Below are 25,399 nucleotides of genomic sequence, written 5' to 3'. Positions count from 1 at the left end.
AATATGTCTGCAATCAAGTAAATGAAGGGGCTAAGAAAGTAATTAACCAAAACAAAATCATATTTAAACCTGACTTATTTTCTCAATAAAAAAAACAAGACTCAACAAATACAATACCTAACAAAGTATTTTTAAGTTTTATTCAAAACTTTCGGATAGCAGTGATTATTTATTTTTAATGCCATCGCCTAAAAAGGATGGCATTTTTAAGTTAATACCGTTTCGTTATAAATCACAATCATTTTTGTTGTTAAAGATTTTTTAGTTGGTATTCGAATGGTTAAAAATTACAGTTGAATTGGATTTATTCTTATAATTGAGCGTTCGTAAACTAAAGTTGTTGTAATAATGAACTATTGTCTTCACATCATGATTAATAGTGATGCATAGGGCAGTTGTTTTGTAAGTTGATTTTTTTTACTTGGTTTTGTGTAGTTGTTTTTTTTGTATAAATGCTGCTTCTTTGGGAAGGGGTTTTTTCGTTTGCCTAAATGAATTCTTTATTATAAACCGAAAACAATAGTGATGATTTTTCAAAATAGGTCATTCATTTATTTTCTTATCAAAAATAAGCTAAATTGCATCTTTTAAAGAGCGTATTAATTACAAGTAAAAAGTACATGTTAAAAGATGTTTTAGCTAATCAGGAGTCTTATCACCCGGGTTTGTCAATAGATTGTGTGATTTTTGGATTCCATAACAATCAGCTTAAAGTATTACTGATAAAAACTAGGTATAGCGATCTATGGGCTTTGCCAGGAGGTTTTGTGTCAATTGATGAAGGTATTGATGAAGCTGCAGTCACGGTTTTGTATGGTAGAACAGGATTGAAAGGGATTTTTTTAAGGCAGTTTTCCACTTTTGGTAGTTCGAGAAGGTGTAATGTTGACTTTAGCAATAGTGTTTTAGATTTTTACGGGATACCTATAGAGGAAGGCAAATGGTTTGCAAGTCGTTTTGTCACTGTCGGATATTACGCATTGGTCGATTTTTTGCAAGCAATTCCGCCAGAGGATGGTAAGAATGATATTATAGAATGGATTGATCATAATGACGTGCCTGAATTAATTTTAGACCATAAAGAAATTTTAAATACGGCTTTACAGACTTTGCGTATGGAACTGAATTTGATGCCAGTAGGATATAATCTACTGCCAGAGAAATTTACAATTCCCGAATTACAAAAATTATATGAAACCATATTGGGTAGAAAGCTGGACCGTAGAAACTTTTTACGTAAAATTACAGCTATTGGGATTCTAACAAAATTGAACGAAAAGAAAAGTAATGTAGCCCATAAAGCACCTAACTTATATAGTTTTGATAAAGAAAAGTATGAAGAGGTAGTGAAGAATGGATTAACACAAGGATGGTAGTCTCAAAGCCGATTCAATTCTTTAGGCAGGAACAATGAAGCTTGAGATTTTACCAGAATTTCTGATATTCAAATTGAAAGGTTTTAGTAGGAGCCGGTTACAGCACAACTACAAGGAAGATTAAATGGGTTCGGAATTAGAGCAGTTGTAGTTAAGGATATCGCTATTGCTAGATCCGTGCTGTTTTTGATGTTGCCATTTACAAAATTCTATTTAAAAAAAAATAGCATAAAAAAAACTCCATTATTTCTAATGGAGTTTTTGTGGGCGATGAGGGGTTCGAACCCCCGACCCCCTCGGTGTAAACGAGGTGCTCTGAACCAGCTGAGCTAATCGCCCTAAACAATTTGGTTTCTTTCGTTACCGTTCTTGTGTGTGCAAATATACGCCACTTTTCTACATGTGCAAGTAAAAAATAAAAAAATTATAAAATTTCTGCTACCACAAATGTGCTTCCTCCAATATATATAAAATCAGATTTTGTTGCGTTTTCAATCGCTTTTTGATAAGCTTCTGAAACAGAAATGTATACTTCGCCTTTTAAGTCAAAATGAGCTGCTTTTTGTTTTAAAATTTGAGGATCTAATCCCCGTGGAATATTAGGTTTGCAGAAATAATAATTTGCCTCTTTAGGGAATAAAGGTAAAATCTCCTCTAAATCTTTGTCATTTACAACTCCTAAAACGATATGTAAACTGTTAAAATCTTCTTTTTTTATTTGATTCAATACAATTTCTAGTCCATTCTTGTTATGGGCTGTATCACAAATGACCTTGGGGAATTCACTTAGTTGTTGCCATCTTCCTTGAAGACCTGTGTTTTTGACCACGTTTAATAAACCAAATTTGGTATTATCGGGAGTAATTTTAAAGGCTGTTTGAGTATTTAAAACTGCAATGGTTTGTAAAACGGTTTTTTTATTGTGTATTTGATAATCTCCAATTAAATCAGAAGTGTAGTTTTCAAATATCAAATCAGCAGCAAAAAAGAGTTCTGAATTGCATTCTTTAGCTTTAGCTGCAAATACAGGCTGTGTTTCTGGGGTATATTCTCCAATGATTACGGGAATATTTAATTTTATGATCCCTGCTTTTTCAAAAGCGATTGCGTCAAGGGTGTTGCCTAAAAACGAAGTGTGATCCAATCCAATATTTGTAATCACAGAGACTATGGGAGTAATGATATTCGTTGCGTCCAGTCGACCACCCATTCCTACTTCAATTACGGCAATATCAACTTTTTCTTTTGCAAAATAATCGAAAGCCAAGCCTACAGTCATTTCGAAGAAGCTCAGGTCATTTGCCTCGAAAAAATGTTTGTGCTTGTTAATAAAATCTGTAACGAACGCTTCTGGAATATCAATTCCGTTTATTTTAATACGCTCTCGGAAATCTTTTAAATGGGGAGAGGTGTATAATCCAACTTTGTACCCAGCTTCTTGAATTACAGATGCTAGCATGTGAGAGGTAGAACCTTTGCCGTTAGTCCCTGCAACATGAATGCATTTTAATTTTTCTTGGGGGTTCTGTAGATGATCTATAAGTAAATAGGCGTTGGTTAAGTCCTTCTTATAGGCTGAAGCGCCCTGAAGTTGATACATAGGGAGTTGGTTAAACATCCAGTCCGTAGTTTCTTTATAATTCATGTTGTTTATTGAAAATTGATTTTACGTTTCCTAAGTCTTTGGAAATTCATCAAAAGTTATTATTCCCCTAATTTGAAGTTAACGGTAATAAATCCAATTTGTGTCGCAGGTGCATTGGCATCTGGTTGCCATCTGTATTTCCTGGCTGTTGCCAGTGCTGGTTCTACTAAGCAGGGATTCGTATTTGTTGTCCCTTTGGTATATTTGGCAGCAATAACATTTCCGCTTCTATTAACAGTTATTTGGACCACTACAGTCCCAAACTCATTACATTTTTGTACTTCTTTTCCTCTTGAGCTGATATTTCGCCCATTTAATCCCCATCCGCTTCCATTTCCACTGCCGCCTCCAGAGCCGTAATAACTATTGGCATAGGGGTCTCCATTTAGACTTCCTTTGTCTCCAGCAACGTTATCATCTCCTTGTCCGCCTTTTGCTTTTCCATCTGACTTGGGTCCGTTTAGAATACTTGACAATGCGTCAGAAGTACTTTTTGAAGGTTTTGGGTTTTCTTTCGGTTTTGGTTTAACCTCTTCTTTTGCTGTTTCTTTTGAAGGTTGTATTTTTTTAGTTTGCTTCATGACTACAGCCTCTTCTATATCTTGTGAAAGAATATCGTCATCGCTAGTTGCTGCTTGCTTGGCTGCAGTTGCTTTTGGTGCAGATTGAATGGGCTCTGTTGGTTGAATCTCTCCGGAACCATATTCAGTGGTTCCAAAGTTTATAGCAATACCATTTTCTGGAGGTGGATCTAAAGAAGTTAATCCTAAATAAAAGAACAAAACAAATAGAATCACAAATAGGATTGATGTGATAGCAAATGATTTTTTTTCTTCTTCTGTTTCTAAATATTTCATGTAGATTAACTCTTTTTTGAAGGACTAGTATCGTTATTTGGGTCTTACCGCTAAAACAACTTTGATTTGGTTTCGGTTTGCAATATCCAAAACGTTGACCGCTTTTTCAATTGGTACCCCTTCTTCAGCTCTCAAAATAATCGCCTTAGTTTGATCGGCAGTAAAAAGCGATAGTAATTTTGCTTCTAACTCATTTTCCAAAACTGGTTGTTTGTCAATGAAAAACTCCAGTTTTTTATTAATACTGACTGCAATGTTTTTATTACTGTCCGTTTTTCCTTTTGCTTTTGGTAGCACCAGGTCTAAAGCATTAGTGGTTACCATAGTTGATGTTAGCATAAAAAATATCAGCAATAGGAATACAATATCAGTCATAGACGACATGTTGAATTCTGCACTAACTTTATTTCTTCCTCTTAAATTCATAATTATGCGGGGTCGTTTAATAAGTCTAAAAAGTCAACTGCATTGGCCTCCATTTGGTGCACAATTTTATCTGTTTTCACCACCAAATGATTGTATCCAACATAGGCTATAATTCCAACCACTAAACCAACAACGGTTGTTGTCATTGCGGTATAGATGCCTTCAGATAGCGCTCCAACTTCGATTTGTCCGCCAGAACTTGCCATCTTGTGAAATGCTTGAATCATTCCTACTACCGTTCCTAAAAAACCAGTCATAGGACCAGCTCCTGAAATAGTGGCTAACATGCTTACATTTTTTTCAAGTTTGTATATTTCTAATTTACCAGCATTTTCAATTGCGGTATTAATATCGTCTAGAGGCTTTCCAATTCTTGAAATTCCTTTCTCAATCAATCTTGCAACAGGAGATTTAGAGTGAGCGCAGGAGATTTTTGCGTTATCAATGCGGCCATTTCTAATGTTTTCTCTTATTTGTCCCATGAAATTCACGTCGATTTGTGACGCTGCATTGATAGCCATTAGGCGCTCAAAATAAAGATATAGCGCTATAAAAAACATAATGAATAAGGCAGTCATTATTATTTGACCCGCTAATCCTCCGCTAGTTAATAATTCAATGATAGATAACGTTTTTTCAACTGGGACCGCCTCCGCTAAACTTTCACTTGCAACAGATAGGGTGTCTGCTTGTAACAATATGCTCATATAATTTTTCTTTGTTATTGAAACGCTAATATATTATAAAAATTGTTACTTTTTAAGATTTAAATTGGAAAGAAACGGGATTTTAGATCGCACATTCTTTCAAATTCTGGAGCGGATATAAAAAAAACAGTTTGATAAATTTACAGGGATGTATTTTTATCAAACTGATTTAAGGGAAATCGTAATAAGTCTTAGAATTCGTCTGCTCAAAAAAGAACAGCGCTATAATTTACACAAGTTGCTTTAAAGCTATTTCAAAAGCTGTAGCGCTAATGTTAGTTTTTGAACTGTTTAAAGCATGTGCTTTTTCGATTGCTTTTCTAATGGTTTCTGAAGTGTCTTGAAAAATAGCCTCGTCCGTCATTTGTACTTTCTTTTCCATGAAATAAGCAAAAACACGAGCCATACCACAGTTAGAAATAAAGTCTGGAATCAAACTTACTTTGTGATCGACATCTTCCATTATTGGGCCAAAAAAGATTGCCGCGTCTGCGAAAGGAACATTGGCACCACAGGAAATTACTTCTAGGCCATTGCCAATCAAACTATCAATTTGAGATTGAGTAACTAATCTGGAAGCGGCACATGGAGTGAATATTTCGGCTCCAATTGTCCATATTTTTTGATTGATTTCATCAAAAGGAATCATGTTTTCAGCAACTAGTTTGTTTCCGTCTTTGGCAATAAATAAGGCTCTTATTTCTTCGAATGAAAACCCTGCTTCATTGATTAGTCCACCATCTCTATCGATAATACCAATCACTTTAACGCCCATTTCAGCAAGGTAAAAAGCGGCAGCTGAACCTACATTTCCAAAACCTTGTACGATCGCTTTTTTTCCTTTTACTTCACCGCCATAAATAGCGTAATAATTACGAACGGCTTCAGCCACTCCAAAACCGGTTATCATATCAGCCACAGTGTATTTCTTGGAAACATCTGGGGAAAATCTTGGATTTTCTATGACTTTCACCACACCTTGGCGCAATTGTCCAATTCTGTTGATTTTGTCTGCTTCAGTTGGTTTAAAGTGCCCGTTAAACACCCCTTCTTGCGGATGCCAAACGCCACATTCTTCCGTCATTGGAATTACTTCGTGAATTTCATCAACATTTAAATCGCCGCCTGTTCCGTAATAACTTTTTAATAATGGGGATACGGCTTTATACCAGCGCTGTAAAACGCCTTTTTTTCTTGGATCGTTTGGGTCAAAATTAATTCCAGATTTGGCACCACCTATAGCTGGCCCGGAAACTGAAAATTTCACTTCCATAGTTTTTGCCAAAGACAAAACTTCATTCATATCTAATCCTTTTCTCATGCGAGTTCCACCACCGGCAGCACCACCTCGTAGAGAATTGATAACTGTCCATCCTTCAGCTTCTGTTTCCGCATCTTTCCAATGGAAAACTATCTCAGGTTCTTTATTTTCGAATTTCTTTAATAAATCTTTCATTTTTTGCGATATGTTTAATTTTGGCAAATATAAAAAATAGAATAATGTGAATTATGTATTTTTAATTTTATTTTGAAGTGTTTAAAATTTAAATAAATGGGAATTATCATCTGGTTCGGTCTAAAATAAAAGCGGTTAAAACGCCAAAAATAGAGGCAATCAAATCACTAAATAGAAACCCTTGTCCCAAAATGTAATGTCCTGGGACTGTTTTTCGAACTGCAATAATCCAACCTGATTGATACAGCTGTGAAAATTCAATTGCAAAACAAATAGCAATAGCAATCCACGCAATTTTTAGTTTTGAAGTTTTTAAAAGTAGGAATCGGATCATGAAGTATATCATTGCGGCATATAAAACGTCTCCAATACGCAATGGGATAAAAGAAAATGTTCTAGAAAATAGCCCTAGTAAAATAATTGTTAAAATTAGTATCAGGTAATTGACTCGTTGGTTTTTCATGCTCTAACAATGACACCGGAACTATGGTCTTTTTTTGCTCCTGTTACGCTACTTAGGACATTGATTTCTCCCCGTAATTTTAAAACGCCGAGCAATGCAAAAATCAATGCCTCTTTGAATTCTAAAATTTTAGCTGTTGGAATTATTAGTTTCATTTTTGGTAAATGGAATTGAATTCTCTCAAGAAGAAAATCATTGTATGCACCGCCACCAGTTATAAAAATACTGCCGTTTTTATTTGGCAAAGCCAAAGCAATTTGCAAGGCCGCATGCTCCGTGAAAGTGCGTAATTTGTCCTCAACAGCAATGGAATAACTATTGATAATAGGTAAGATAGTTTCTTTTACAAATTCGAAACCCAACGATTTGGGAGGTGTTTTTTGATAGAAATTCACTGCATTTAATTCATTCAATAGATTTTGGTTGCAAATTCCAGTTCTGGAAATACTGCCTTTATCATCATAATCCAGTCCTATTTCATTGGCATAAAAATTCAAAACAGTATTTACAGGCGAAATATCGAATGCAATTCTTTTTTTATTTTGTTCAAAGGAAACATTCGAAAAACCACCTAAATTCATGCAGTAATCATATTCAGGAAATAATATTTGATCCCCAATAGGAACCAAAGGAGCACCTTGACCTCCAAGTTGCACATCTTGAACTCTAAAATCACAAACTACAGTTTGGTGGATCAAGGATGAAATCTGGGGCAAATTACCTATTTGAAGTGTAATTCCGTTTTGCGGTTGATGTACTATTGTATGACCATGGGAACAAACGGCATCAAGATTCTTGATATCCTTTTTTTTGATGAAATCACCAATAATAACAGCTAGTAGCGAGGTGTATTCCTGATTCAGTATTTCTAGAGCCACCGCAGAGAAGGATATGGCAATTTTTAATTTGTTTAACCAATCACTTGTGTAAGAAACAGTTTCAGAAGTTACTATTTCAAATTCCCAAATATTGTTTTCTACAGTAAAGACAATGTGTGCCAAATCTATCCCGTCTAGCGAAGTTCCGGACATGACACCTACTACATTATATTTTTCTTTAAACATTGGCTAAATTTACGAAAACGTTTGAAATCTGATATTTAATAATTACTTTTGTCCACAAATTTAAGAACATTTAATTTATAATAAAAATATGGATTTTAATCTAACCGAAGAGCATTTAATGATTCAACAAGCTGCTAAAGATTTTGCAATTGCAGAATTGTTACCAGGCGTTATTGAACGGGATGAACATTCAAAATTTCCAACCGAGCAGTTGAAAATGATGGCTGATTTAGGGTTTATGGGAATGATGGTTGATCCTAAATATGGAGGTTCGGGTTTAGATAGTATTTCTTATGTTCTGGCAATGACAGAAATTGCGAAAGTTGATGCCTCCGCTGCTGTGATTATGTCCGTAAATAATTCGCTAGTTTGTGCGGGTATAGAGAAATATTGCAATGAAGAACAAAAAATAAAATATTTAGTTCCTTTGGCAAAAGGAGCGGTAATCGGTGCTTTCTGTTTATCAGAGCCTGAGGCAGGAAGTGATGCGACTTCACAAAAAACAACAGCAATAGACAAAGGAGATCATTATTTGTTAAATGGAACAAAAAACTGGATCACAAATGGTTCAACCGCTTCTACATATATTGTTATTGCTCAAACTGATGTTGAAAAAGGGCATAAAGGAATCAACGCTTTTATAGTGGAGAAAGGTTGGGCTGGATTTGATATTGGACCAAAAGAAAGAAAAATGGGAATTCGTGGAAGTGATACGCATTCGTTACTTTTTTCTGACGTAAAGGTTCCTAAAGAAAATAGAATTGGTGATGATGGATTTGGATTTGCTTTTGCAATGAATGTTTTAAATGGTGGAAGAATAGGTATTGCATCCCAAGCTTTAGGAATTGCAACTGGAGCGTACGAAATTGCTTTAAAATATTCTCATGAAAGAAAAGCATTTGGTAAAGAAATTTTCAATCATCAAGCGATTGCTTTTAAACTTGCCGATATGTATGTGAAAGTAACTGCTGCAAGATTATTAGTGATGAAAGCAGCTTGTGAGAAAGATGAAGGTAAAGATATTGCACATTCTGGTGCTATGGCAAAATTATATGCGTCAGAAATAGCTTTAGAAGTGGCAAACGAAGCGGTTCAAATTCATGGTGGGAATGGTTATGTTGCTGAATATCATGTAGAACGTATGATGAGGGATTCTAAAATTACACAAATTTACGAAGGAACTTCTGAAATACAGCGAATCGTAATTTCAAGAGGATTGGTATAGTAAGAAACAAATTATAATTATTAAAAACCCTTTTCAATTTCGGTTGGGAAGGGTTTTGTTCATTAAATCAAGTTTTAAATATTGGGATTAGTCTTAAATTGGAAAATAGCTTTGCTTTGAGTAATGGTACGATTGTCTAAGAAGAGCGGTTTTAATCGACTTTAAAGTTTAAAACTAAATCATGTGATGAGCCTTTTTGGTATTCGTCAAAAGTTTAAAAATTGAATTTTATAGGAGTACTAGTACTACTTTTTAGATTTTTAGGATTTGGCCTTTAGCACTTATAGTAGCGCGGGGAGAAGCTAAAATGACTACGGATTTATTATTGGTGTGATTTTTGTTCTGCTGCACATGCTTAAAATGAAGTTAAAATGGGGATAGTGTACTTTTTATTTTGGTACTAATTCCCTTTCTTTGTTGCAATATCGTGGTTTATAAGATAAAACTGTCGGCTCAAATTTGTTGATTTAAAATATAAATATGCTAATACCCTCTATTAAAAATAGCTTAAATGAACTAATTGATTTGCTGAATCAATTGTCCCAAAAAGAATATTCAAATTCTTGTGCGGAATTAAGTAATGCAACTATTGGAGAACACACCAGACATATTATTGAGATGTTTCAGTGCTTAGAAAATCGATATGATTGTGGTGTTGTTAATTATGATACTAGAGAACGAAATAGTCGCATTCAAACGGATACTGCTTTTGCTATCGAAAATATTGTGATGATTCAACAAAATGTGGATAAAAAAAATAAGAAAATTGAGCTGTTACAAGTTATTGATGACGAAGAAATTTGGATTGAAAGTAATTATTTTAGAGAGTTACTTTATAATTTGGAACATTGTATTCATCATCAAGCATTGATAAAAGTAGCTATTTTACAATGTGAAACCGTTACTGTTAATCCTGATTTTGGTGTTGCTCGCTCTACAATAGAATATAGGAAGCAATGTGCACAGTAAGTTTTGTAACCACAAAGGATAAAATTATCATTACCTCTAATCGGGATGAAAAAATAGTGCGACCTAGCGCTATTCCACCTAGACTCTATACAATAAATGGGAATGATCTTATTTTTCCAAAGGATCCGTTAGCAGGTGGAACTTGGTTTGTTACTAGAGCAGACGGAACGATTTTAGTGCTGTTAAATGGCGCTGATGAAAAGCATAAAGTACAACTGCCGTATCGAAAAAGTAGGGGTTTGGTTGTTTTAGATGTGATCAGCAGCTTTTCGCCAAAGGATTTCTGGAACGACATTGATTTAGAAAAGATAGAACCGTTTACTTTAGTTTTGTTTCAAAATAAGATGCTTTTTCAATTGCGATGGAACGGAAAGGAGAAAGAAACCACATCTTTGGATATTAAAAAAAATCACATTTGGTCATCATCTACTTTATATCCGTTGGCCATTCGAGAAAAACGCTCGAATTGGTTTCATACTTTTGTGGATCAGAATTCGGAGATTTCAGTATCAACAATGTATGGTTTTCATCGCCACACGGAGTCCGGAAATAATGAAAACGGCCTTGTGATTAATAGGAATGACGAGTTGAAAACGTTAAGCATCACACAATCCGTGTTAGAAAATAACAAAGTCAGTATCTTTCACTATGATTTGATTGCCCAACAGGAGTATTCTTCGTCATTTATCACCGTTTAATAACTATAGTATGAAACTATTTTTTCATAAAATTACGCATTGGGAATACTGGCCTTTCCAGATTGTATATATTCCTATTTATTTTTTATGGTCCTATTATTCCCTCAAGGCAAAGTCAATTTTTTTCTTCAATGCCTGTAATCCAACCATCAAGAATGGAGGTTTTATGATGGAGTCCAAAAAAGAAATTTACGATTTGATTCCACAACAGTATTTCCCGAAAACGGAATTAATAAAAGAGGGAACTGATCTTCAAAACGTTTTGAATGTTATCACAAAAGCAAAAATAAAATACCCTTTGATTGCAAAACCCGATATAGGTCTGCGTGGTTCTGCAGTAAAAAAAATCAATTCAATAGCCGATTTAGAAGAATATACACAGAAAGCAAATTTCGATTATGTGGTTCAGGATTTAATTCCATTTGATAATGAAGTTGGCATTTTCTATGTTCGTTATCCTCATGAAAAAACGGGTAGAATTACAGGTATCGTATCAAAGGAATTTCTGATTGTCATTGGTGACGGCTTTTCAACGGTAGAAGAATTGATTAAAGAAAATCCGCGATATGAATTACAACTGCCCGTTTTAAAGCAGGAATATGGTCGAAAACTACTCGATATTCTACCTGTAGGGGAGAAATTGAATTTGGTGCCTTATGGGAATCATGCTCGAGGCGCAAAATTCATTGATGGAAGTCATTGGATAACTCCAAAATTAACACAGACTATAAACGAAATGTGTTTGCAAATTCCAGGTTTCTATTTTGGTAGATTGGATGTAATGTACCATACTATCGTAGAACTGGAGCAAGGACTTAATTTTTCAGTTGTAGAACTAAATGGCGCTGGGAGTGAACCCACTCACATATACGACCCAAAGCATTCTTTGTTTTTTGCTTGGAAAGAACTCGCACGGCATATTACGTATATGTATGAAATAAGCGCAGCGAACCATAAAAAGGGTGCTTGCTATTTACTGCATAAGGAAGGCATGAAAGAATATAAAATGCACTTAGAACAAAGCAATAAAATTGTAAATTTTTAAAGTAATGAAGGAATTAAAGAACATTTTTATTGGTTTTTTAGTGAGCTTTATTGGTTCCATACCGTTAGGATATTTGAATTTGATCGGTTTCGAAATATATGTCAAACTTGGCATTAATAGCTTGTTTTTGTTTTTAGCTGGAGTCATTTTTGTGGAGATGTTCGTGATTTATTTTACATTACAATTTGCAAAGCAATTGGTTAGTAATAAGAAATTAATGAAGATCATTGATTTTTGTGCTATTTTCTTTCTCTTAATTTTAGCGTATTCGTTTTTTGCTAGCGCTAATCAGCCAATAGAACAACAAGGAATAGTAGAAAAATATGCGACGTATTCTCCTTTTTTAATTGGTGTTTTTTTGAGCGCTATTAATTTTCTTCAAGTACCATTTTGGACCGGATGGAATCTCTATTTGATGAATGGGAATTATATTTCAATTGTAAATAAAGACAAAGTGTATTATATTGCAGGAACTTTGGTAGGTACATTTATGGGGATGCTTGGTTTAATTTTGATTTTAAACACATTAGCTCAAAATACAAGTAGCTTTTCTATGTATGTAATCCCAGTCGTAATTCCGTTCTTTTTTGTGGTTTTGGCTGTTGTTCAAATAGTCAAAGTTTATAGAAAACATTATCGAAATAAAACGGAATTATAAAAGTGTAATTCTAATTCACAGCTGTCTTTATTAATACTAATTCTTTTCAATTATGAAAAAACTTTTTCTTTTACTCCCATTTCTTTTCTTATGTTGCAAACCTTCTTCTGTAGTTGTAAAGGATGCTGCAAATAGTGTTCCATCGCATCTCGCGTATACGGTGCAGCAAAAGGATGTTGCTAAAACGTTACAATATTTAGCTTCAGATGAATTGGAAGGAAGGGAAACTGGACAAGCAGGGATGGTAAAAGCTGCGGATTATTTAGAGCAATTTTTTAAAGATAATAGGGTAAAGCCCTATTTCAAATCGTATCGGGATACACTTTCCACTTTCAAGGGTACTGCGTTTAATGTTGTTGGTTATGTTGAAGGTACTGATGCTGTTCTAAAAAATGAATTTATAATTCTAAGCGCGCATTATGATCATATTGGAATAGATAAAAAAGGGGTGAATGGAGATTTTATTAATAATGGTGCCAATGATGATGCCTCAGGAACAACCGCAGTTGCCGAAATGGCAAAGTATTTCAGTAGTGCCAAAAATAATAAACGTAGCATTCTTTTTGTGTTTTTTACAGGAGAAGAAAAGGGATTATTAGGGTCTAAACATTTAGCCAAGAAATTGAAAGCACAGGATTTTAAACTCTATGCGCAGTTCAATATTGAGATGATTGGTGTCCCAATGAAAAGAGATTATTTAGCTTATATTACGGGTTTTGATAAGTCGAATATGGCTGGGAAAATAAATGAATATACTGGAAAAAACACGATTGGTTTTCTTCCAAAGGAAGCTGAATTTCAACTCTTTTACAGATCTGATAACTTCTCTTTTTATGATGTTTTCAAAGTTCCTTGCCAATCGGTTAGTACTTTCGATTTTGAGAATTTTGAATTCTATCATCATGTTTCAGATGATTTTAAAGCAATGGACATTCCACACATGACATCCTTTATACAAGAATTATTGCCTGCTGTAGCACAAATGGCAAACACACCTACTCAAGAAATAATAATGCTTAAATAAGATAAGAAACGGATTGCTTCATATCATAAGCCAAAATATAATAGTCATTAGTGTTGAATTGAAAATCGCCTATAATAGTCCATTTTAGCTTTTCGGTATGCGCTTTGGTGGAGGGGATATTAATTTTGTTAATGAAGGTCAAACTCAAAGGGTATTTTTGCGACAGGTTTATTCTCATTAACTCAAAAAGGGAAGTTATTAATCCCTTTCCACGGTAGTCCTTATGAATACAAACGGGTCCATATTGGAAACTATTGGTGGTAGTGATCTTAAAATCTAAAAAAGTTAGTTTGGGAAAAAGGGAATTCATATAGTTAAAAATGGGCCATTGATTGAAGAATTCCCAACTACCGGCAAAAATATACCCAATGATTTTGTTGTTATCTTTTGCTAGGAACAATTCTTCTTTTTGGATAACTTCGGTAAGTTGTTGTACTGTAAATGGCGTGGTAACAAATCCAAAAGCTTTTTCTTCTTCGGATAAATTAGTGACAAGGTATAAATCTTGTAGTGCCAAAACGCCTTCAATATCACTTATTTTTGCGATTTGGAATGTGATAATTTCTCTCATTTTCTGATAATTCGATGGTTAGGATTTTGAATCAAAAATAATGAATTTTATAATAAAATTTTAATTTCATTGCCGTAATAATCTTGGCGTAAAGCAGTACTTTTTTGTTGGTTTTGTTTATTTTTGTTTCATGAAAAATATTATTATCACAGGAACAAGTAGGGGGATAGGATTTGAATTGGCCTTGCTATTTGCAGCTGCCGGTCATCAGGTGCTTGCTATTTCTAGAAAAATTCCTCAGGCGTTATTGGGGAACGAAAATATTACTTGTCTTTCGGTTGATTTATCCAATGAATTGGAATTAGATAGAGTAAGTAGTTTTCTTTCTAAGTCGTGGAAACAAGTAGATGCCGTCATTCATAACGCAGGAAGTTTATTGTTGAAACCTTTTCTAGAAACAACCCAAGAGGATTTCGAAAATATCTATAAAGTAAATGTCTTTGGAGTCGCTAATTTGACACGTATTTGTTTGCCGTACCTACATAAAGGAAGCCATGTAGTAACGATTAGTTCTATGGGCGGAATTCAGGGAAGTTTGAAGTTTGCTGGATTGGCGGCTTATAGTTCGAGTAAAGGAGCCGTGATTACATTATCAGAATTACTGGCAGAAGAATACAAAGATCGTGGAATTTCATTCAACGTTTTAGCGTTAGGATCAGTGCAAACTGAAATGCTAGCTGAAGCTTTTCCAGGCTATCAAGCACCTATATCAGCAAGTGAAATGGCAAATTATATTTATGATTTTACGTTGAACGGTAATAAATATTTCAATGGAAAAGTGTTGCAAGTTTCTTCAACTAATCCGTAACTCCTATTTGTTTTGAGCGAAACCTTAGCCAGATACATTCCCGAGCATGCGGTAAAACCCGTTTTCGAACTTATTGTTGCCAATCAAGTGCATCTTAAGATTGTCAACGAGCGCCAGACGCGTCATGGAGATTATCGAAAAGGACTGAATGGAAAGCATGAAATTACGGTAAACTCAAACCTGAATAAATACAAGTTTTTGATCACCTTGATTCATGAGATTGCGCATTTGGTGGCCTTTGAGAAATTTGGGCGAAACATTAAGCCGCATGGAAATGAATGGAAATATTCTTTCCAAAGGTTAATGATTCCATACATTCGTCCGGAGATTTTTCCTAATCATTTATTGCCTTTACTGGCGAGACATTTCAAAAATCCAACAGCCAGCAGCGATACAGATGCTAATTTGGCTTTGGCACTGAAGCAATTTGATCAGCAAAATGATAAAAATTACGTTTTTGAAATTCCTTACGGCAGTGTTTTCCGAATCCAAAATGGAAAGATTTTCAAGAAAATAGCCGTTAGAACCAAACGTTTTGAATGCCTTGAAATGAGTTCTGGAAAAACGTATTTATTCAATCCCAATGCTGAGGTGGAGTTGTTGAAATCAAGCTAGGTTTTTACTCTTTCAAATACGCTTCTCTTACTTTTTTGAATAAATTAGAAGAATAAACAAAATCAACAACCGATTGATTATCTGTTTTAAAGATTTCTTCTTTAGTTCCTTCCCAAGCTTTTAAACCGTCTTTAAGGAATAAGATTCGCTCTCCAATTTCCATCACAGAGTTCATATCATGGGTGTTTATGACTGTTGTGATGTTGTACTCTTCCGTGATTTCTTTGATCAAATTATCAATCAAAATTGCTGTATTGGGATCTAAACCAGAGTTAGGTTCGTCGCAAAATAAGTATTTAGGTTTGTTTACGATGGCACGAGCAATAGCAACACGTTTTTGCATCCCTCCAGAAATTTGAGAAGGTAATTTTCCATGTGCGTCTGTTAATGCTACTCTTTCTAGCACAAAATCAACACGTTCTTTTATTTTAGCTTTGTTGTCTTTGGTAAACATTCGTAATGGGAATCCAACATTTTCAGCTACAGTCATCGAGTCAAACAGAGCACTTCCTTGAAATACCATTCCAATTTCCGTTCTAAGCTCTCTCTTTTCATTAGGATCTAATTCGGAGTAAATTCTTCCATCAAAACATATTTGACCTGATTCAGGTGTGTGAATACCCAAAAGACTTTTTAATAAAACTGTTTTTCCAGAGCCACTTTGTCCAATAATTAAATTGGTTTTTCCAGTTTCAAATACGGTCGAAATGCCTTTAAGAATTTTGTTTCCGTTAAATGATTTTTCTATATTTTTAATTTCTATCATGAGCCTAGTAACAGTTGTGTTAATATGTAATTAAAAAGTATAATGGAAACGGATGTCCAAACAAAGGAAACGGTGCTCGCTTTCCCTACTTCAAGTGCGCCACCTTTCATGTAATAGCCGTGAAATGAAGGTATGGTTGCTAATAGCATGGCAAAAATTAATGTTTTTATGAAGGCATAAACAATATGAAACGGAATAAAGTCCATTTGAGTTCCATTTATAAATTCAGCGCTTGAGATAAAGCCGCCATAAACACCCGCCATCCATCCACCGAGAACGCCTAGAAACATAGCGATTCCAATAAGAAATGGATATAACAATAAGGCTATTATTTTTGGGAATACAAGATAATTTAAGGAGTTTACCCCCATTACTTCTAAGGCATCAATTTGTTCCGTAACCCTCATCGTTCCTATGCTTGAAGTGATAAAGGAACCCATTTTCCCAGCCATAATAACGGAAATAAAAGTGGGAGCAAACTCTAATATTACGGATTGTCGGGTTGCAAAGCCAATAAGGTATTTAGGAATCAAAGGATTCGTTAAATTTAATGCTGTTTGAATGGCAACAACTCCTCCTACGAAGAAAGAAATGAAAGCAACAATACCAAGAGAATCGATAATTAAGTCATCAATTTCCTTGAAAATAAGATTTTTCATTACAGACCATTTGGTTTGTTTATTGAAAATTTCTTTCAGCATTAAGAAGTATCTTCCTATTTGCGTTATATAGCGAATGAGCATCATAAGTTTTGCGAATATGGGCTAAATTACAAAAAATGTTAGGAGTTATCTCTTTTGGTTCAGCAGTTTTTTGATTTTGTTGGCTAAAAAAGCTTTTGTTTCATTTTCTTCAAACGGTATTTTCGAATGAATTTTGCTTGTTCGGTTGTTACTAATAAAGGCGTTTGGGCCGCTTTAGCTTTCCAGAAACCTTTGATGTAATCTATAAAAAGCAGCGGTTTTTTCTTCATTATCGCTAGTTTTGCCGAAGCTATGGAAGTGATAAGGAATCCGTAGCCTAAAGTATAAAATGCTTCTCCTTGTTTGTATCGGGCTGTTTTGTTGTAGTTTGCTCCGGTTGGTTTCAGATGTTTTACAATTAATGAAGCATCCGTAACGACTTTCCATCCGTAAAATTTCGAGAGTAATTCATCGACGGTATCCCAACCCATTGCTGGCTTCAAATTGCCTATTTGTAGAAAACATTCTTTTCTGTAGGCTTTGAAGGCGCCCCTAATGTGGTCTTTATCAGTTAGATTTTCTAGAATCCAAGAGCCATTTTTCTCGATATACGCAAATCCACCAACCATTCCTATGGTGGCATCTTTTTCGAAAGTATTTAAAATAGTTTCAAAATAATTGTTGGGTAGAATTAAATCTGCATCTAGCTTTACAATGACATCGTAATTGTCGTCCAATGTTTCAAAGCCTTTTTGAAAAGCTTGAATGACTTTGCTCCCTGGCAAATGTATCGCTTCAGAACTCTTATTAACTAAAGTAATGAACGGATTTTCTTTAGCGAAAGAAGTTACAATTTGGGCCGTTTTATCTGTTGAATTGTCATTGACAACAACTACTTTTTTAGGTAAAACGCTTTGCGAAATCAAAGAATCTAACGTTAAAGCAATAAAATCTTCTTCGTTATGCGCCGGAATGACAATGTAGTAATTCATTATTTTATTTTTTCGGCATAAACGATATAATATCTTGGTGTGAATTTTCGAAGTAATGGTCGAATTCCAAGTTTCTTTACCGGATTGGTCCACTTTTCTCGATCTATTATTTTCCAACCGGTTTTTTCCAAAAGCCAATCGAGTTGCCAATCTTCAAATTCATGGTAATGTCTGTCCCATAAATCTGTTTTGCTTCTATAGGCTGGGGAAAACCAAAGACGCATGGGAATGGATATAAATAGTTTCTCGGATTTTATTTCTCTTAAAATAGTGAAAGGATTTAAAAGATGTTCAAAGATCTCGAAAGCAGTTACCACAGTCGTTCTTTCAGATTGAAATACTGATTGATCTAGGTCTAAATCTTCACCAGTTGTGTTTTTAACATTGAAACCTTCTGCCTTCATGATTTTAGAAAAAGGGTTTTCAACACCTAAATCTAATATGGTCTCTGAATTTGACACGTGTTTTTTTAGAAATTCTAAAGTATGTTTGAATCTTTTATTGGGAAACGTTTTCTCGTACATGTTTATTTATTTTGCGCAATCCTCAAGCTTCGGGAATGAAGCCACAAATATAGTAATAAAAGTGTTTTTTGGTATTGTTTTTTAGCCCTGATGGAAATGAAAATCCCGGAGCGGCAAAAGGTAGTTTTTCAGGGTGCAAAAAGCGACTAAAAGAAGCTTTCTTGCACCCTAGAAAAACAAGTTTTGTAGTGAGGAATTGTAATGTACAGCAGGAATAGCTCCTACTACAAATTAATATCTATAAATAAATGCGTTGATGTTCATTCCTGCTCCTACAGACGCAAAAATCATAACATCCCCTTTGTGTATTTCTTGATTCTGGATTTCGCCGCGAATTAACAAATCAAAAAGAGTAGGAACGGTAGCCACACTGCTATTTCCTAGTTCATGAATGCTCATAGGCATAATGTCTTTAGGAACTGACTTGTTGTAAAGTTTGTAAAAGCGGTGGATTATGGCTTCATCCATTTTTTCATTGGCTTGGTGAATGAGTATTTTTTTCACATCGTCAATACCTAATCCACTTTTGTCTAAACAACTTTTCATGGCTGCTGGAACGTGATTAAGAGCGAATTCATATATTTTGCGCCCGTACATTTTTATATAGCGGGTGTCTGGGTCTAAATCAGGATTGTAGGATTTGCCAAAAAACAAATAGCCTGCTTCGTCATTTGCATAAGTGGCACTTTCATAGGCCAATAATCCCGTTTCATCATCTGAAGCCTCAATAATAGAAGCTCCTGCGCCATCAGAATAGATCATGGAGTCTCTATCATGAGCATCAACTACTCTGGATAACGTTTCTGAACCTATAACCAAACAGCGCTTTGCCATTCCAGATTTGATGAATGCATTGGCTTGAAGTACGCCTTCAATCCATCCTGGGCATCCAAAAAGAATGTCATACGCGACGCATTTTGGATTTTTTATTTGTAATTTATGTTTAACACGGGTAGCCAAACTTGGAAGCATGTCGGATTGGGTTGTGCCGTATTTTACATCGCCAAAGTTATGAGCGAAGATGATGTAATCGATTGTTTCGGGGTCAATTCCAGCATTTTTAATGGCTTTTTGAGAAGCTAAAAAAGCTAGATCGGAGGAGTTTAAATGATCTTCAGCATAGCGCCTATGCTCAATTCCAGTTATGCCTTTAAATTTATTGATGACTATTTCATTTGGATAGCCAAAAGCTGTTCCATCCTCGTTTAAAAAAACATGTTCGCTAAAATCTGTATTACTTACTTTTTTCTCAGGAATATAGCTTCCTATTCCAGCTATTTTTATTTTCATTGCGTTAATTTTCCAAATTTTAGGCTAATTTAATCATTAAAAAATAATTACAGCTACAAAATTTACTATGCATGCATATAATTACGAAATAATAACTTATTGGCAAAAATTTTGATTATTTTATTACGAAATTGAAGTTTTTGTGTGATATTTATTTCTTAAATCTTTTAAGCGAAAAAAAGTGATTTTTTTAAATTTTGAATTAAAAGTATTTTAATTCACTTTTATTTTTGAAGTCAAAAAAAAATGTCCCGATTTCTCGAGACATTTTAAGTTGCAATTTAACTTTCTATATACGCTTCAATTGGCGCACAGGAACAATTTAAATTTCTATCTCCATACGCTTCGTCGACTCTACGTACGGTAGGCCAGAATTTATTTTCGGCAATGTATTCTAATGGGAAGGCTGCGGCTTCACGACTGTAAGGAAAATTCCAGTTGTCTGTGGTGGCCATCATTAAAGTGTGGGGTGCGTTTTTTAAGATATTGTTTGGATTGTCTAAAGTAGCCGTTTCAATTTCTTTTCTTATGGCAATCATCGCGTCACAAAAACGATCTAATTCTTCTAAGTTTTCACTCTCTGTTGGTTCAATCATCATTGTTCCAGCAACTGGGAAGGAAACTGTAGGTGCATGGAAACCATAATCCATCAATCGTTTAGCAATATCAGTTACTTCAATTCCTTTTTCTTTAAATGGACGGCATTCAATAATCATTTCATGTGCTGCGCGACCCATTTCTCCTGAATATAACGTGTCGTAGTGACCGTTTAATTTTTCCTTGATATAGTTTGCATTTAAAATCGCATATTCCGTAGATTGTCTCAAACCTTCGGCACCTAACATACAGATGTAACCATAAGATATCAGACAAACTAATGCAGAACCCCAAGGAGCAGCAGATATTGCAGTAATTGCATTTTCTCCGCCTGTTGGTATCACTGGATTTGTAGGTAAGAAGGGAACTAATTGTGGTGCCACACAGATAGGTCCTACACCTGGTCCGCCACCGCCATGAGGAATAGCAAATGTTTTATGCAAATTCAAGTGACATACGTCAGCGCCAATAGTTGCGGGATTTGTCAATCCAACTTGAGCATTCATATTAGCACCATCCATATAAACTTGTCCACCATTATCGTGAATCAATTGTGTAATTTCTTTGATTGCACTTTCAAATACACCGTGAGTGGAAGGATAGGTTACCATCAAACAAGCGAGGTTGTCCTTGTGTAAAATAGCTTTCTCTCGTAAATCGTCTACATCAATGTTTCCGTTTTCTAATGTTTTAGTAACAACAACTTTCATTCCTGCCATAGCTGCCGATGCTGGATTTGTTCCGTGCGCCGATGATGGGATTAAAGCAATGTTTCTATGATGGTCTCCTCTTGAAAGGTGGTAAGCACGAATCACCATTAATCCGGCATATTCTCCTTGCGCACCTGAGTTAGGTTGTAATGTTGTTCCAGCAAAACCAGTTATTACATTTAACTGTTGTTCTAGTTTAGCTAACATTTCTTGGTATCCTTGTACTTGATCCAATGGTGCAAAAGGATGAATGTTATTCCATTGTGGCATACTTAAAGGCAACATTTCTGAAGCTGCATTCAGTTTCATGGTGCATGAACCTAAAGAAATCATGGAATGATTCAAGGCTAAATCTTTTCTTTCTAGCATTTTGATGTAGCGCATCAAAGCGGTTTCAGAATGGTATTTGTTGAAAACATCGTGCGTTAAAAAAGTAGATGTTCTGTTTACATTTTCTGGAAAATGATTGGTTTCAGATAGTGTTTCAATCAGAGTCAGTGCAGTCCCATTTGCAGAAGCGAATACAGCAACAATTTTATTTAAATCAGTGATGCTTGTCGTTTCATTTAAAGAAATTGAAATCGTATTGTCGTCTATATAGTAGAAATTAATTTCGTTTTCTTCGGCAATCGCTTTTACTTTTTTGGCATCAGCCTTAACAACAATGGTGTCGAAGAAAGCGGTATTCGTTTGTTGATACCCTGATTGTTCTAATGCATTTGCTAAAGTTGCTGCAGATGCATGTACTTTATCAGCAATATACTGTAAGCCTTTTGGTCCGTGATACACAGAATACATTCCAGCCATAACGGATAATAAAACTTGAGCAGTACAAATGTTTGAGGTTGCTTTGTCTCTTTTAATGTGTTGCTCGCGCGTTTGCAGTGCCATACGTAGTGCACGATTTCCATCTGTATCTACTGTTACACCGATGATTCTGCCTGGCATGCTTCTTTTGTATTCGTCTTTTGTAGCAAAATAAGCTGCATGTGGTCCGCCATAACCTAACGGAATTCCAAAACGTTGTGTAGTTCCAAGTACCACTGCAGCGCCCATTTCTCCTGGAGGAGTTAATTTTACTAAACTCAAAATATCAGCAGCAACCGCTACTTTAATTTCGTTTTCAGCAGCTTTTGCGATAAAATCAGTGTAGTCGTTAACTTGTCCAAATTTTCCAGGATATTGAAGGATTGCTCCAAAATATTCCGATGAAAAATCAAATTCTTCATGATTTCCAATTACTAATTCAACTCCAATTGGAGAGGAACGCGTTTGTAAAACCGATAAAGTTTGAGGAAATATTTCTTCGGAAACGAAGAATTTATTCGTTTTGTTTTTCTTTTGATCACGGGAACGCACATCAAAAAGGAGCGCCATAGCTTCAGCAGCAGCAGTTCCTTCATCTAATAAGGAAGCGTTAGCAATTTCCATTCCAGTTAATTCGATAACCATGGTTTGAAAATTCAAAATCGCTTCGAGACGACCTTGGGCTATTTCTGCTTGATACGGTGTGTAAGCAGTGTACCAACCTGGGTTTTCAAAAACATTTCTTTGGATTACTGCAGGAATAATTGCAGCGTTGTATCCTAAGCCTATATAAGATTGAAAAACTTTATTTTTATTTCCTAATTTTTGAATGTGATTTGCAAACTCATATTCGGTCATTGCCGGTTCTAAATCTAAATCCGATTTTAAACGAATGTCACTTGGAATAGTTTCATCAATCAATTGATTCAGAGTTGCTGCGCCAATTGTCTTCAACATGTGTTCTAAATCATTTTCTCTTGGGCCAATGTGTCTTAATGCAAAAGCGTCTGTTTTCATTGTATATAAAATGGGTTGTGTGTTTCTTGTTTTAAAAGGCTGTAAAATTAAATATTAATATGCTATTAATAGCCTTTTTTAACGTGATTTTCTGTGAATTTTTCAACTAAAAGCCGTTCTTATTAACACTTTGATTAATTTTGTCTAATGAGGGTTTTTAAACTAATAATCGATTTTTATATTAAAGGCAGTATTCACGTGGGTTTATCGTGCTATGCCTTAGTAAGAATGACCCAACACATGTTCCACATTTCTTATGAGGACTCCATTGCACACTTTGCTTTTTTTGGAATTGTCGTTGGATACAATTTTGTTAAATACGATGCATTAGCCCGAGCAAAAAAAATTCAAATGCGGAACGAACTAAAAGCAATTGCGCTGTTTAGTTTTTGTTGTTTTATTTTAGTAGGTTATTATTTTTTTCAATTGCAACGAGTTACTCAAATTGCAGCTGTTATTTTTTTAAGTATCACATTATTATATACACTTCCTTTTTTTCCTACTAAAAGGAATGCTAGAAATTGGGCTGGGGTAAAAATTTATATTGTGGCTCTGTGTTGGGTAGGAGTGACTTTGGGTTTGCCCATATTAAATGCGGAGATACCTATAACAGCAGATTTTTATCTAAAATGTTTACAACGGTTTATTCTTATTTTTGTTTTGGTGCTTGTTTTTGAAATCATTGATTTGGCAAACGATGATCCGCATTTAAAAACCGTTCCACAACAAATAGGGGTGAGGCGAACCAAACTATTAGGACTGTTGCTTTTGCTTCCTTTTTATTTTTTGGAATTTTTAAAAAGTAATTTTGATAAAAACCAATTAGTAGTCAACTTGCTGCTAGTGATTATGATTTCATTATTTCTAATTTTTGCCAATGATAAACGATCGAAATATTACACCTCTTTTTGGGTAGAAAGTATTCCAATCGTCTGGTGGATGTTGCTGGTTTTAGGGTAAAAAGTAAATAGTGGTGCGTGCGTTCGTCAATAGCACTGAAAGAGTGGTGAAGAGGGTCATTTTAGTGGTTCAATACGTTACTTCATATTGTCCACTTTTTGTAAATTACTTGCTTTCAGCTAATTCTTTCAACACCTTGTTTCTTGCCAAAACGAAATTTATCATGTGATTTTTTAGAAACAAAAAATCAAATAATTCGCCAAAAACACCGTAAGGAACTTCATAATGTATTTTGTCTTTCATTACTGTCAGGCCATTCTTTTCTATGAAAAGATGTTCATGTCGGAATGATTTGAATTTCCCGTCCTCCATCTCATCTACAAAATAATCGTATAAGTTCATGGCGGTTATTCGGCTTTTGTGAGTCAGGTAAAAACCAAAATGTTTTCCGCGCCAAGTCACTGTTTCATTATAGTTGATCAAGCCGGAAGTGATGCCGTCGATAGCCGTTTCTTTTGTAGGACTAGCTGATTTTTGGTGTACATCGATGTCTCTGGAAATATCAAAAACAGTTTGTATTGGGGCATTTATTTTAGTCCTAATTTTTATTCGGGTCATTAAAATTATAATTTTCGTTTGTCTTCAATAGTTATTTTGGAGCCAATAGCTAGAAATACGGAAGTTGGTTCTAAATTAGCAATAAATGCAAATTCCTTCCCGTATACACCTTCAAAATCTATTTTAGAGTTATTCTTCGTTACTTCAAATTGTTGCCATCTGGGATGTGTGACTTGGTACTCAAAAGTTTCATTTTCATTTATTTTGGTATACCCAAAGTAGTGTTCTGTAATAAATTCAGCTTCTGAATCCGGTTCAATTGCAATGGGCGTCTTGTCCGTTGTTACATGAATGGTATTCCAATTGTTACGGACTTTCCATTGGTATATAAATTCTCTTGACTTTTCATTGACTGTTAAAGTGTGTTTCATGGGTAACGTGCTGTAGTGCTCATTATAAAACGTATTGGCAATAAATGAAATGGCGTATTTCGGAACAATTTCGCTTATAAAAACGGCCCCTCTTTTCCATACTCCATTTTCAAAACGCCTCACATAAAACCGAAGATTGACTTCCTCAAAATCACTATGGAAGGGAATTTTGATTCCTAGAACACGCACCTTTTCAAAAAGAAACCCAATAAAACTGACGTAGCATTTGCCGTTCCAAAAATCGAGTTCGGTTCCTTTTGGGACATATTTTTGTAAAATTTGAGGATCAACCTCATAATTAATCATGGCTAAATTATTCCACTCTGCTTTTAAAAAACTCATTTTATTGTAGGTTTTATTTTTTTAATTATTCTAAAATTTATCAAAGAATCCGAACCATTGTACTTTGGTTTTCAGAAATTTATGATTAAACAATTTCACTTTTTTCAATAAAGCTTCCAGTTTTGGATCTTGTTCTTTAAAGCGTTCGTAAAGTGCTATCGTCAATTTTATTTTC

Annotated in this window: 26 protein-coding genes and 1 tRNA gene; 10 read left to right on the top strand and 17 right to left on the bottom strand. The window is 34.9% G+C overall.

From position 1 onward, the window contains the following. Positions 1-620 precede the first annotated feature (620 nt). Entirely contained in the window at positions 621-1,376 is a 756-nt protein-coding gene (locus IWX83_RS13975; protein WP_196830516.1) for an NUDIX hydrolase, read from the top strand. Between the two features lie 264 nt (positions 1,377-1,640). Here the strand turns inward: IWX83_RS13975 and IWX83_RS13970 are convergent. The 8 genes from IWX83_RS13970 to IWX83_RS13935 form a co-directional block, all read right to left on the bottom strand. Next, a tRNA-Val gene (locus IWX83_RS13970) sits at positions 1,641-1,715 on the bottom strand. Between the two features lie 85 nt (positions 1,716-1,800). Beyond that, positions 1,801-3,021: a folylpolyglutamate synthase/dihydrofolate synthase family protein gene (locus IWX83_RS13965; RefSeq protein ID WP_196830514.1), complete on the bottom strand. Its 1,221-nt coding sequence runs from the start codon at positions 3,019-3,021 to the stop codon at positions 1,801-1,803. A gap of 59 nt (positions 3,022-3,080) precedes the next feature. After that, on the bottom strand, positions 3,081-3,878 hold the full coding sequence (locus IWX83_RS13960) for an energy transducer TonB (RefSeq protein WP_196830512.1): 798 nt from the start codon (positions 3,876-3,878) through the stop codon (positions 3,081-3,083). 33 nt (positions 3,879-3,911) lie between these two features. After that, the gene (locus IWX83_RS13955) at positions 3,912-4,304 is read right to left on the bottom strand and encodes a biopolymer transporter ExbD (RefSeq protein WP_073351542.1); all 393 of its coding nucleotides are present in this window, start codon (positions 4,302-4,304) and stop codon (positions 3,912-3,914) included. 2 nt (positions 4,305-4,306) lie between these two features. Beyond that, a complete protein-coding gene (locus tag IWX83_RS13950; protein WP_073351540.1) occupies positions 4,307-5,011 on the bottom strand; it encodes a MotA/TolQ/ExbB proton channel family protein in 705 nt (234 codons plus the stop codon). Positions 5,012-5,240: 229 nt separating this feature from the next. Next, a complete protein-coding gene (locus tag IWX83_RS13945; RefSeq protein WP_196830510.1) occupies positions 5,241-6,467 on the bottom strand; it encodes a Glu/Leu/Phe/Val dehydrogenase dimerization domain-containing protein in 1,227 nt (408 codons plus the stop codon). A 106-nt stretch (positions 6,468-6,573) separates the two neighbouring features. After that, positions 6,574-6,930 (bottom strand): DUF2809 domain-containing protein, encoded by a 357-nt coding sequence (locus IWX83_RS13940; RefSeq protein ID WP_196830508.1) that lies wholly within the window; start codon positions 6,928-6,930, stop codon positions 6,574-6,576. Continuing rightward, positions 6,927-7,994: an anhydro-N-acetylmuramic acid kinase gene (locus IWX83_RS13935; RefSeq protein WP_196830506.1), complete on the bottom strand. Its 1,068-nt coding sequence runs from the start codon at positions 7,992-7,994 to the stop codon at positions 6,927-6,929. The genes IWX83_RS13940 and IWX83_RS13935 overlap by 4 nt, the downstream gene beginning before the upstream one ends. Positions 7,995-8,082: 88 nt before the next feature. On the opposite strand from IWX83_RS13935, the gene IWX83_RS13930 reads away from it, so the two are divergent. The 6 genes from IWX83_RS13930 (at position 8,083) to IWX83_RS13905 (ending at position 13,613) form a co-directional block, all read left to right on the top strand. After that, complete coding sequence (locus IWX83_RS13930) at positions 8,083-9,219, top strand: acyl-CoA dehydrogenase family protein (RefSeq protein WP_066081176.1); 1,137 nt, start codon at positions 8,083-8,085, stop codon at positions 9,217-9,219. Positions 9,220-9,699: 480 nt separating this feature from the next. Beyond that, positions 9,700-10,188 carry a hypothetical protein gene (locus IWX83_RS13925; RefSeq protein ID WP_073351530.1) on the top strand — a complete coding sequence of 163 codons (489 nt, stop codon included), beginning with the start codon at positions 9,700-9,702 and terminating at the stop codon, positions 10,186-10,188. Beyond that, on the top strand, positions 10,176-10,886 hold the full coding sequence (locus IWX83_RS13920; protein WP_196830504.1) for an NRDE family protein: 711 nt from the start codon (positions 10,176-10,178) through the stop codon (positions 10,884-10,886). Before IWX83_RS13925 ends, IWX83_RS13920 begins: the two co-directional genes overlap by 13 nt. Before the next feature lie 10 nt (positions 10,887-10,896). Next, on the top strand, positions 10,897-11,931 hold the full coding sequence (locus IWX83_RS13915; protein WP_196830495.1) for a D-alanine--D-alanine ligase: 1,035 nt from the start codon (positions 10,897-10,899) through the stop codon (positions 11,929-11,931). Positions 11,932-11,935: 4 nt separating this feature from the next. Beyond that, positions 11,936-12,589, top strand: coding sequence for a hypothetical protein (locus tag IWX83_RS13910; protein ID WP_196830493.1), 654 nt, complete (start codon positions 11,936-11,938; stop codon positions 12,587-12,589). A 52-nt stretch (positions 12,590-12,641) separates the two neighbouring features. After that, positions 12,642-13,613, top strand: a complete 972-nt coding sequence (locus IWX83_RS13905) for a M20/M25/M40 family metallo-hydrolase (RefSeq protein WP_196830490.1) — start codon at positions 12,642-12,644, stop codon at positions 13,611-13,613. Here the strand turns inward: IWX83_RS13905 and IWX83_RS13900 are convergent. Next, positions 13,606-14,184 (bottom strand): GNAT family acetyltransferase, encoded by a 579-nt coding sequence (locus tag IWX83_RS13900; protein ID WP_196830488.1) that lies wholly within the window; start codon positions 14,182-14,184, stop codon positions 13,606-13,608. The genes IWX83_RS13905 and IWX83_RS13900 overlap by 8 nt on opposite strands. A 130-nt stretch (positions 14,185-14,314) precedes the next feature. Between IWX83_RS13900 and IWX83_RS13895 the strand changes: the two genes are divergently transcribed. Continuing rightward, positions 14,315-14,992, top strand: a complete 678-nt coding sequence (locus tag IWX83_RS13895) for an SDR family oxidoreductase (RefSeq protein ID WP_073351521.1) — start codon at positions 14,315-14,317, stop codon at positions 14,990-14,992. Positions 14,993-15,004: 12 nt separating this feature from the next. After that, on the top strand, positions 15,005-15,607 hold the full coding sequence (locus tag IWX83_RS13890; RefSeq protein ID WP_066081151.1) for a SprT-like domain-containing protein: 603 nt from the start codon (positions 15,005-15,007) through the stop codon (positions 15,605-15,607). 4 nt (positions 15,608-15,611) lie between these two features. On the opposite strand, the gene IWX83_RS13885 is transcribed toward IWX83_RS13890, so the two are convergent. From IWX83_RS13885 to gcvP, 6 genes are all read right to left on the bottom strand, one after another. Then, a complete protein-coding gene (locus tag IWX83_RS13885; RefSeq protein WP_073351517.1) occupies positions 15,612-16,373 on the bottom strand; it encodes an ABC transporter ATP-binding protein in 762 nt (253 codons plus the stop codon). Further along, positions 16,370-17,119 carry an ABC transporter permease gene (locus tag IWX83_RS13880; protein ID WP_066081144.1) on the bottom strand — a complete coding sequence of 250 codons (750 nt, stop codon included), beginning with the start codon at positions 17,117-17,119 and terminating at the stop codon, positions 16,370-16,372. Before IWX83_RS13880 ends, IWX83_RS13885 begins: the two co-directional genes overlap by 4 nt. Positions 17,120-17,199: 80 nt before the next feature. After that, positions 17,200-18,048 (bottom strand): glycosyltransferase family 2 protein, encoded by an 849-nt coding sequence (locus IWX83_RS13875; RefSeq protein ID WP_196830486.1) that lies wholly within the window; start codon positions 18,046-18,048, stop codon positions 17,200-17,202. Continuing rightward, positions 18,048-18,572: a methyltransferase gene (locus IWX83_RS13870; protein WP_196830484.1), complete on the bottom strand. Its 525-nt coding sequence runs from the start codon at positions 18,570-18,572 to the stop codon at positions 18,048-18,050. The genes IWX83_RS13875 and IWX83_RS13870 overlap by 1 nt, the downstream gene beginning before the upstream one ends. Before the next feature lie 231 nt (positions 18,573-18,803). After that, entirely contained in the window at positions 18,804-19,862 is a 1,059-nt protein-coding gene (locus IWX83_RS13865) for a 3-oxoacyl-ACP synthase III family protein (protein ID WP_196830483.1), read from the bottom strand. A 281-nt stretch (positions 19,863-20,143) separates the two neighbouring features. Continuing rightward, the gene (gene gcvP / locus IWX83_RS13860) at positions 20,144-22,993 is read right to left on the bottom strand and encodes an aminomethyl-transferring glycine dehydrogenase (protein ID WP_196830481.1); all 2,850 of its coding nucleotides are present in this window, start codon (positions 22,991-22,993) and stop codon (positions 20,144-20,146) included. Between the two features lie 147 nt (positions 22,994-23,140). Between gcvP and IWX83_RS13855 the strand changes: the two genes are divergently transcribed. Next, positions 23,141-23,953 (top strand): hypothetical protein, encoded by an 813-nt coding sequence (locus IWX83_RS13855; RefSeq protein ID WP_073351505.1) that lies wholly within the window; start codon positions 23,141-23,143, stop codon positions 23,951-23,953. A gap of 105 nt (positions 23,954-24,058) precedes the next feature. On the opposite strand, the gene IWX83_RS13850 is transcribed toward IWX83_RS13855, so the two are convergent. Both IWX83_RS13850 and IWX83_RS13845 read right to left on the bottom strand, forming a co-directional pair. Beyond that, on the bottom strand, positions 24,059-24,511 hold the full coding sequence (locus IWX83_RS13850) for an SRPBCC family protein (protein ID WP_073351503.1): 453 nt from the start codon (positions 24,509-24,511) through the stop codon (positions 24,059-24,061). 5 nt (positions 24,512-24,516) lie between these two features. Then, positions 24,517-25,224, bottom strand: coding sequence for a YqjF family protein (locus tag IWX83_RS13845; RefSeq protein WP_073351500.1), 708 nt, complete (start codon positions 25,222-25,224; stop codon positions 24,517-24,519). Between the last annotated feature and the right edge of the window lie 175 nt (positions 25,225-25,399).

Origin of the sequence: Flavobacterium sp. CG_9.1 (assembly GCF_015751645.1) — a bacterium.
GTDB lineage: Bacteria > Bacteroidota > Bacteroidia > Flavobacteriales > Flavobacteriaceae > Flavobacterium > Flavobacterium xanthum.
The sequence above is the reverse complement of the archived record's forward strand: the minus strand, read 5'-3'. Positions and strand labels throughout refer to the sequence as shown.

Excerpts from the sequence above, each read along its gene's own strand:
- IWX83_RS13960 (WP_196830512.1), bottom strand. The coding sequence starts at position 3,878 with ATGAAATATTTAGAAACAGAAGAAGAAAAAAAATCATTTGCTATCACA.
- IWX83_RS13870 (WP_196830484.1), bottom strand. The coding sequence starts at position 18,572 with ATGTACGAGAAAACGTTTCCCAATAAAAGATTCAAACATACTTTAGAA.
- IWX83_RS13855 (WP_073351505.1), top strand. The coding sequence starts at position 23,141 with ATGAGGGTTTTTAAACTAATAATCGATTTTTATATTAAAGGCAGTATT.
- IWX83_RS13940 (WP_196830508.1), bottom strand. The coding sequence starts at position 6,930 with ATGAAAAACCAACGAGTCAATTACCTGATACTAATTTTAACAATTATT.
- IWX83_RS13920 (WP_196830504.1), top strand. The coding sequence starts at position 10,176 with ATGTGCACAGTAAGTTTTGTAACCACAAAGGATAAAATTATCATTACC.
- IWX83_RS13910 (WP_196830493.1), top strand. The coding sequence starts at position 11,936 with ATGAAGGAATTAAAGAACATTTTTATTGGTTTTTTAGTGAGCTTTATT.
- IWX83_RS13895 (WP_073351521.1), top strand. The coding sequence starts at position 14,315 with ATGAAAAATATTATTATCACAGGAACAAGTAGGGGGATAGGATTTGAA.
- IWX83_RS13950 (WP_073351540.1), bottom strand. The coding sequence starts at position 5,011 with ATGAGCATATTGTTACAAGCAGACACCCTATCTGTTGCAAGTGAAAGT.
- IWX83_RS13845 (WP_073351500.1), bottom strand. The coding sequence starts at position 25,224 with ATGAGTTTTTTAAAAGCAGAGTGGAATAATTTAGCCATGATTAATTAT.
- IWX83_RS13945 (WP_196830510.1), bottom strand. The coding sequence starts at position 6,467 with ATGAAAGATTTATTAAAGAAATTCGAAAATAAAGAACCTGAGATAGTT.
- IWX83_RS13955 (WP_073351542.1), bottom strand. The coding sequence starts at position 4,304 with ATGAATTTAAGAGGAAGAAATAAAGTTAGTGCAGAATTCAACATGTCG.
- IWX83_RS13850 (WP_073351503.1), bottom strand. The coding sequence starts at position 24,511 with ATGACCCGAATAAAAATTAGGACTAAAATAAATGCCCCAATACAAACT.
- IWX83_RS13880 (WP_066081144.1), bottom strand. The coding sequence starts at position 17,119 with ATGATGCTCATTCGCTATATAACGCAAATAGGAAGATACTTCTTAATG.
- IWX83_RS13885 (WP_073351517.1), bottom strand. The coding sequence starts at position 16,373 with ATGATAGAAATTAAAAATATAGAAAAATCATTTAACGGAAACAAAATT.
- IWX83_RS13930 (WP_066081176.1), top strand. The coding sequence starts at position 8,083 with ATGGATTTTAATCTAACCGAAGAGCATTTAATGATTCAACAAGCTGCT.
- IWX83_RS13975 (WP_196830516.1), top strand. The coding sequence starts at position 621 with ATGTTAAAAGATGTTTTAGCTAATCAGGAGTCTTATCACCCGGGTTTG.
- IWX83_RS13965 (WP_196830514.1), bottom strand. The coding sequence starts at position 3,021 with ATGAATTATAAAGAAACTACGGACTGGATGTTTAACCAACTCCCTATG.
- IWX83_RS13925 (WP_073351530.1), top strand. The coding sequence starts at position 9,700 with ATGCTAATACCCTCTATTAAAAATAGCTTAAATGAACTAATTGATTTG.
- gcvP (WP_196830481.1), bottom strand. The coding sequence starts at position 22,993 with ATGAAAACAGACGCTTTTGCATTAAGACACATTGGCCCAAGAGAAAAT.
- IWX83_RS13865 (WP_196830483.1), bottom strand. The coding sequence starts at position 19,862 with ATGAAAATAAAAATAGCTGGAATAGGAAGCTATATTCCTGAGAAAAAA.
- IWX83_RS13875 (WP_196830486.1), bottom strand. The coding sequence starts at position 18,048 with ATGAATTACTACATTGTCATTCCGGCGCATAACGAAGAAGATTTTATT.
- IWX83_RS13935 (WP_196830506.1), bottom strand. The coding sequence starts at position 7,994 with ATGTTTAAAGAAAAATATAATGTAGTAGGTGTCATGTCCGGAACTTCG.
- IWX83_RS13915 (WP_196830495.1), top strand. The coding sequence starts at position 10,897 with ATGAAACTATTTTTTCATAAAATTACGCATTGGGAATACTGGCCTTTC.
- IWX83_RS13905 (WP_196830490.1), top strand. The coding sequence starts at position 12,642 with ATGAAAAAACTTTTTCTTTTACTCCCATTTCTTTTCTTATGTTGCAAA.
- IWX83_RS13900 (WP_196830488.1), bottom strand. The coding sequence starts at position 14,184 with ATGAGAGAAATTATCACATTCCAAATCGCAAAAATAAGTGATATTGAA.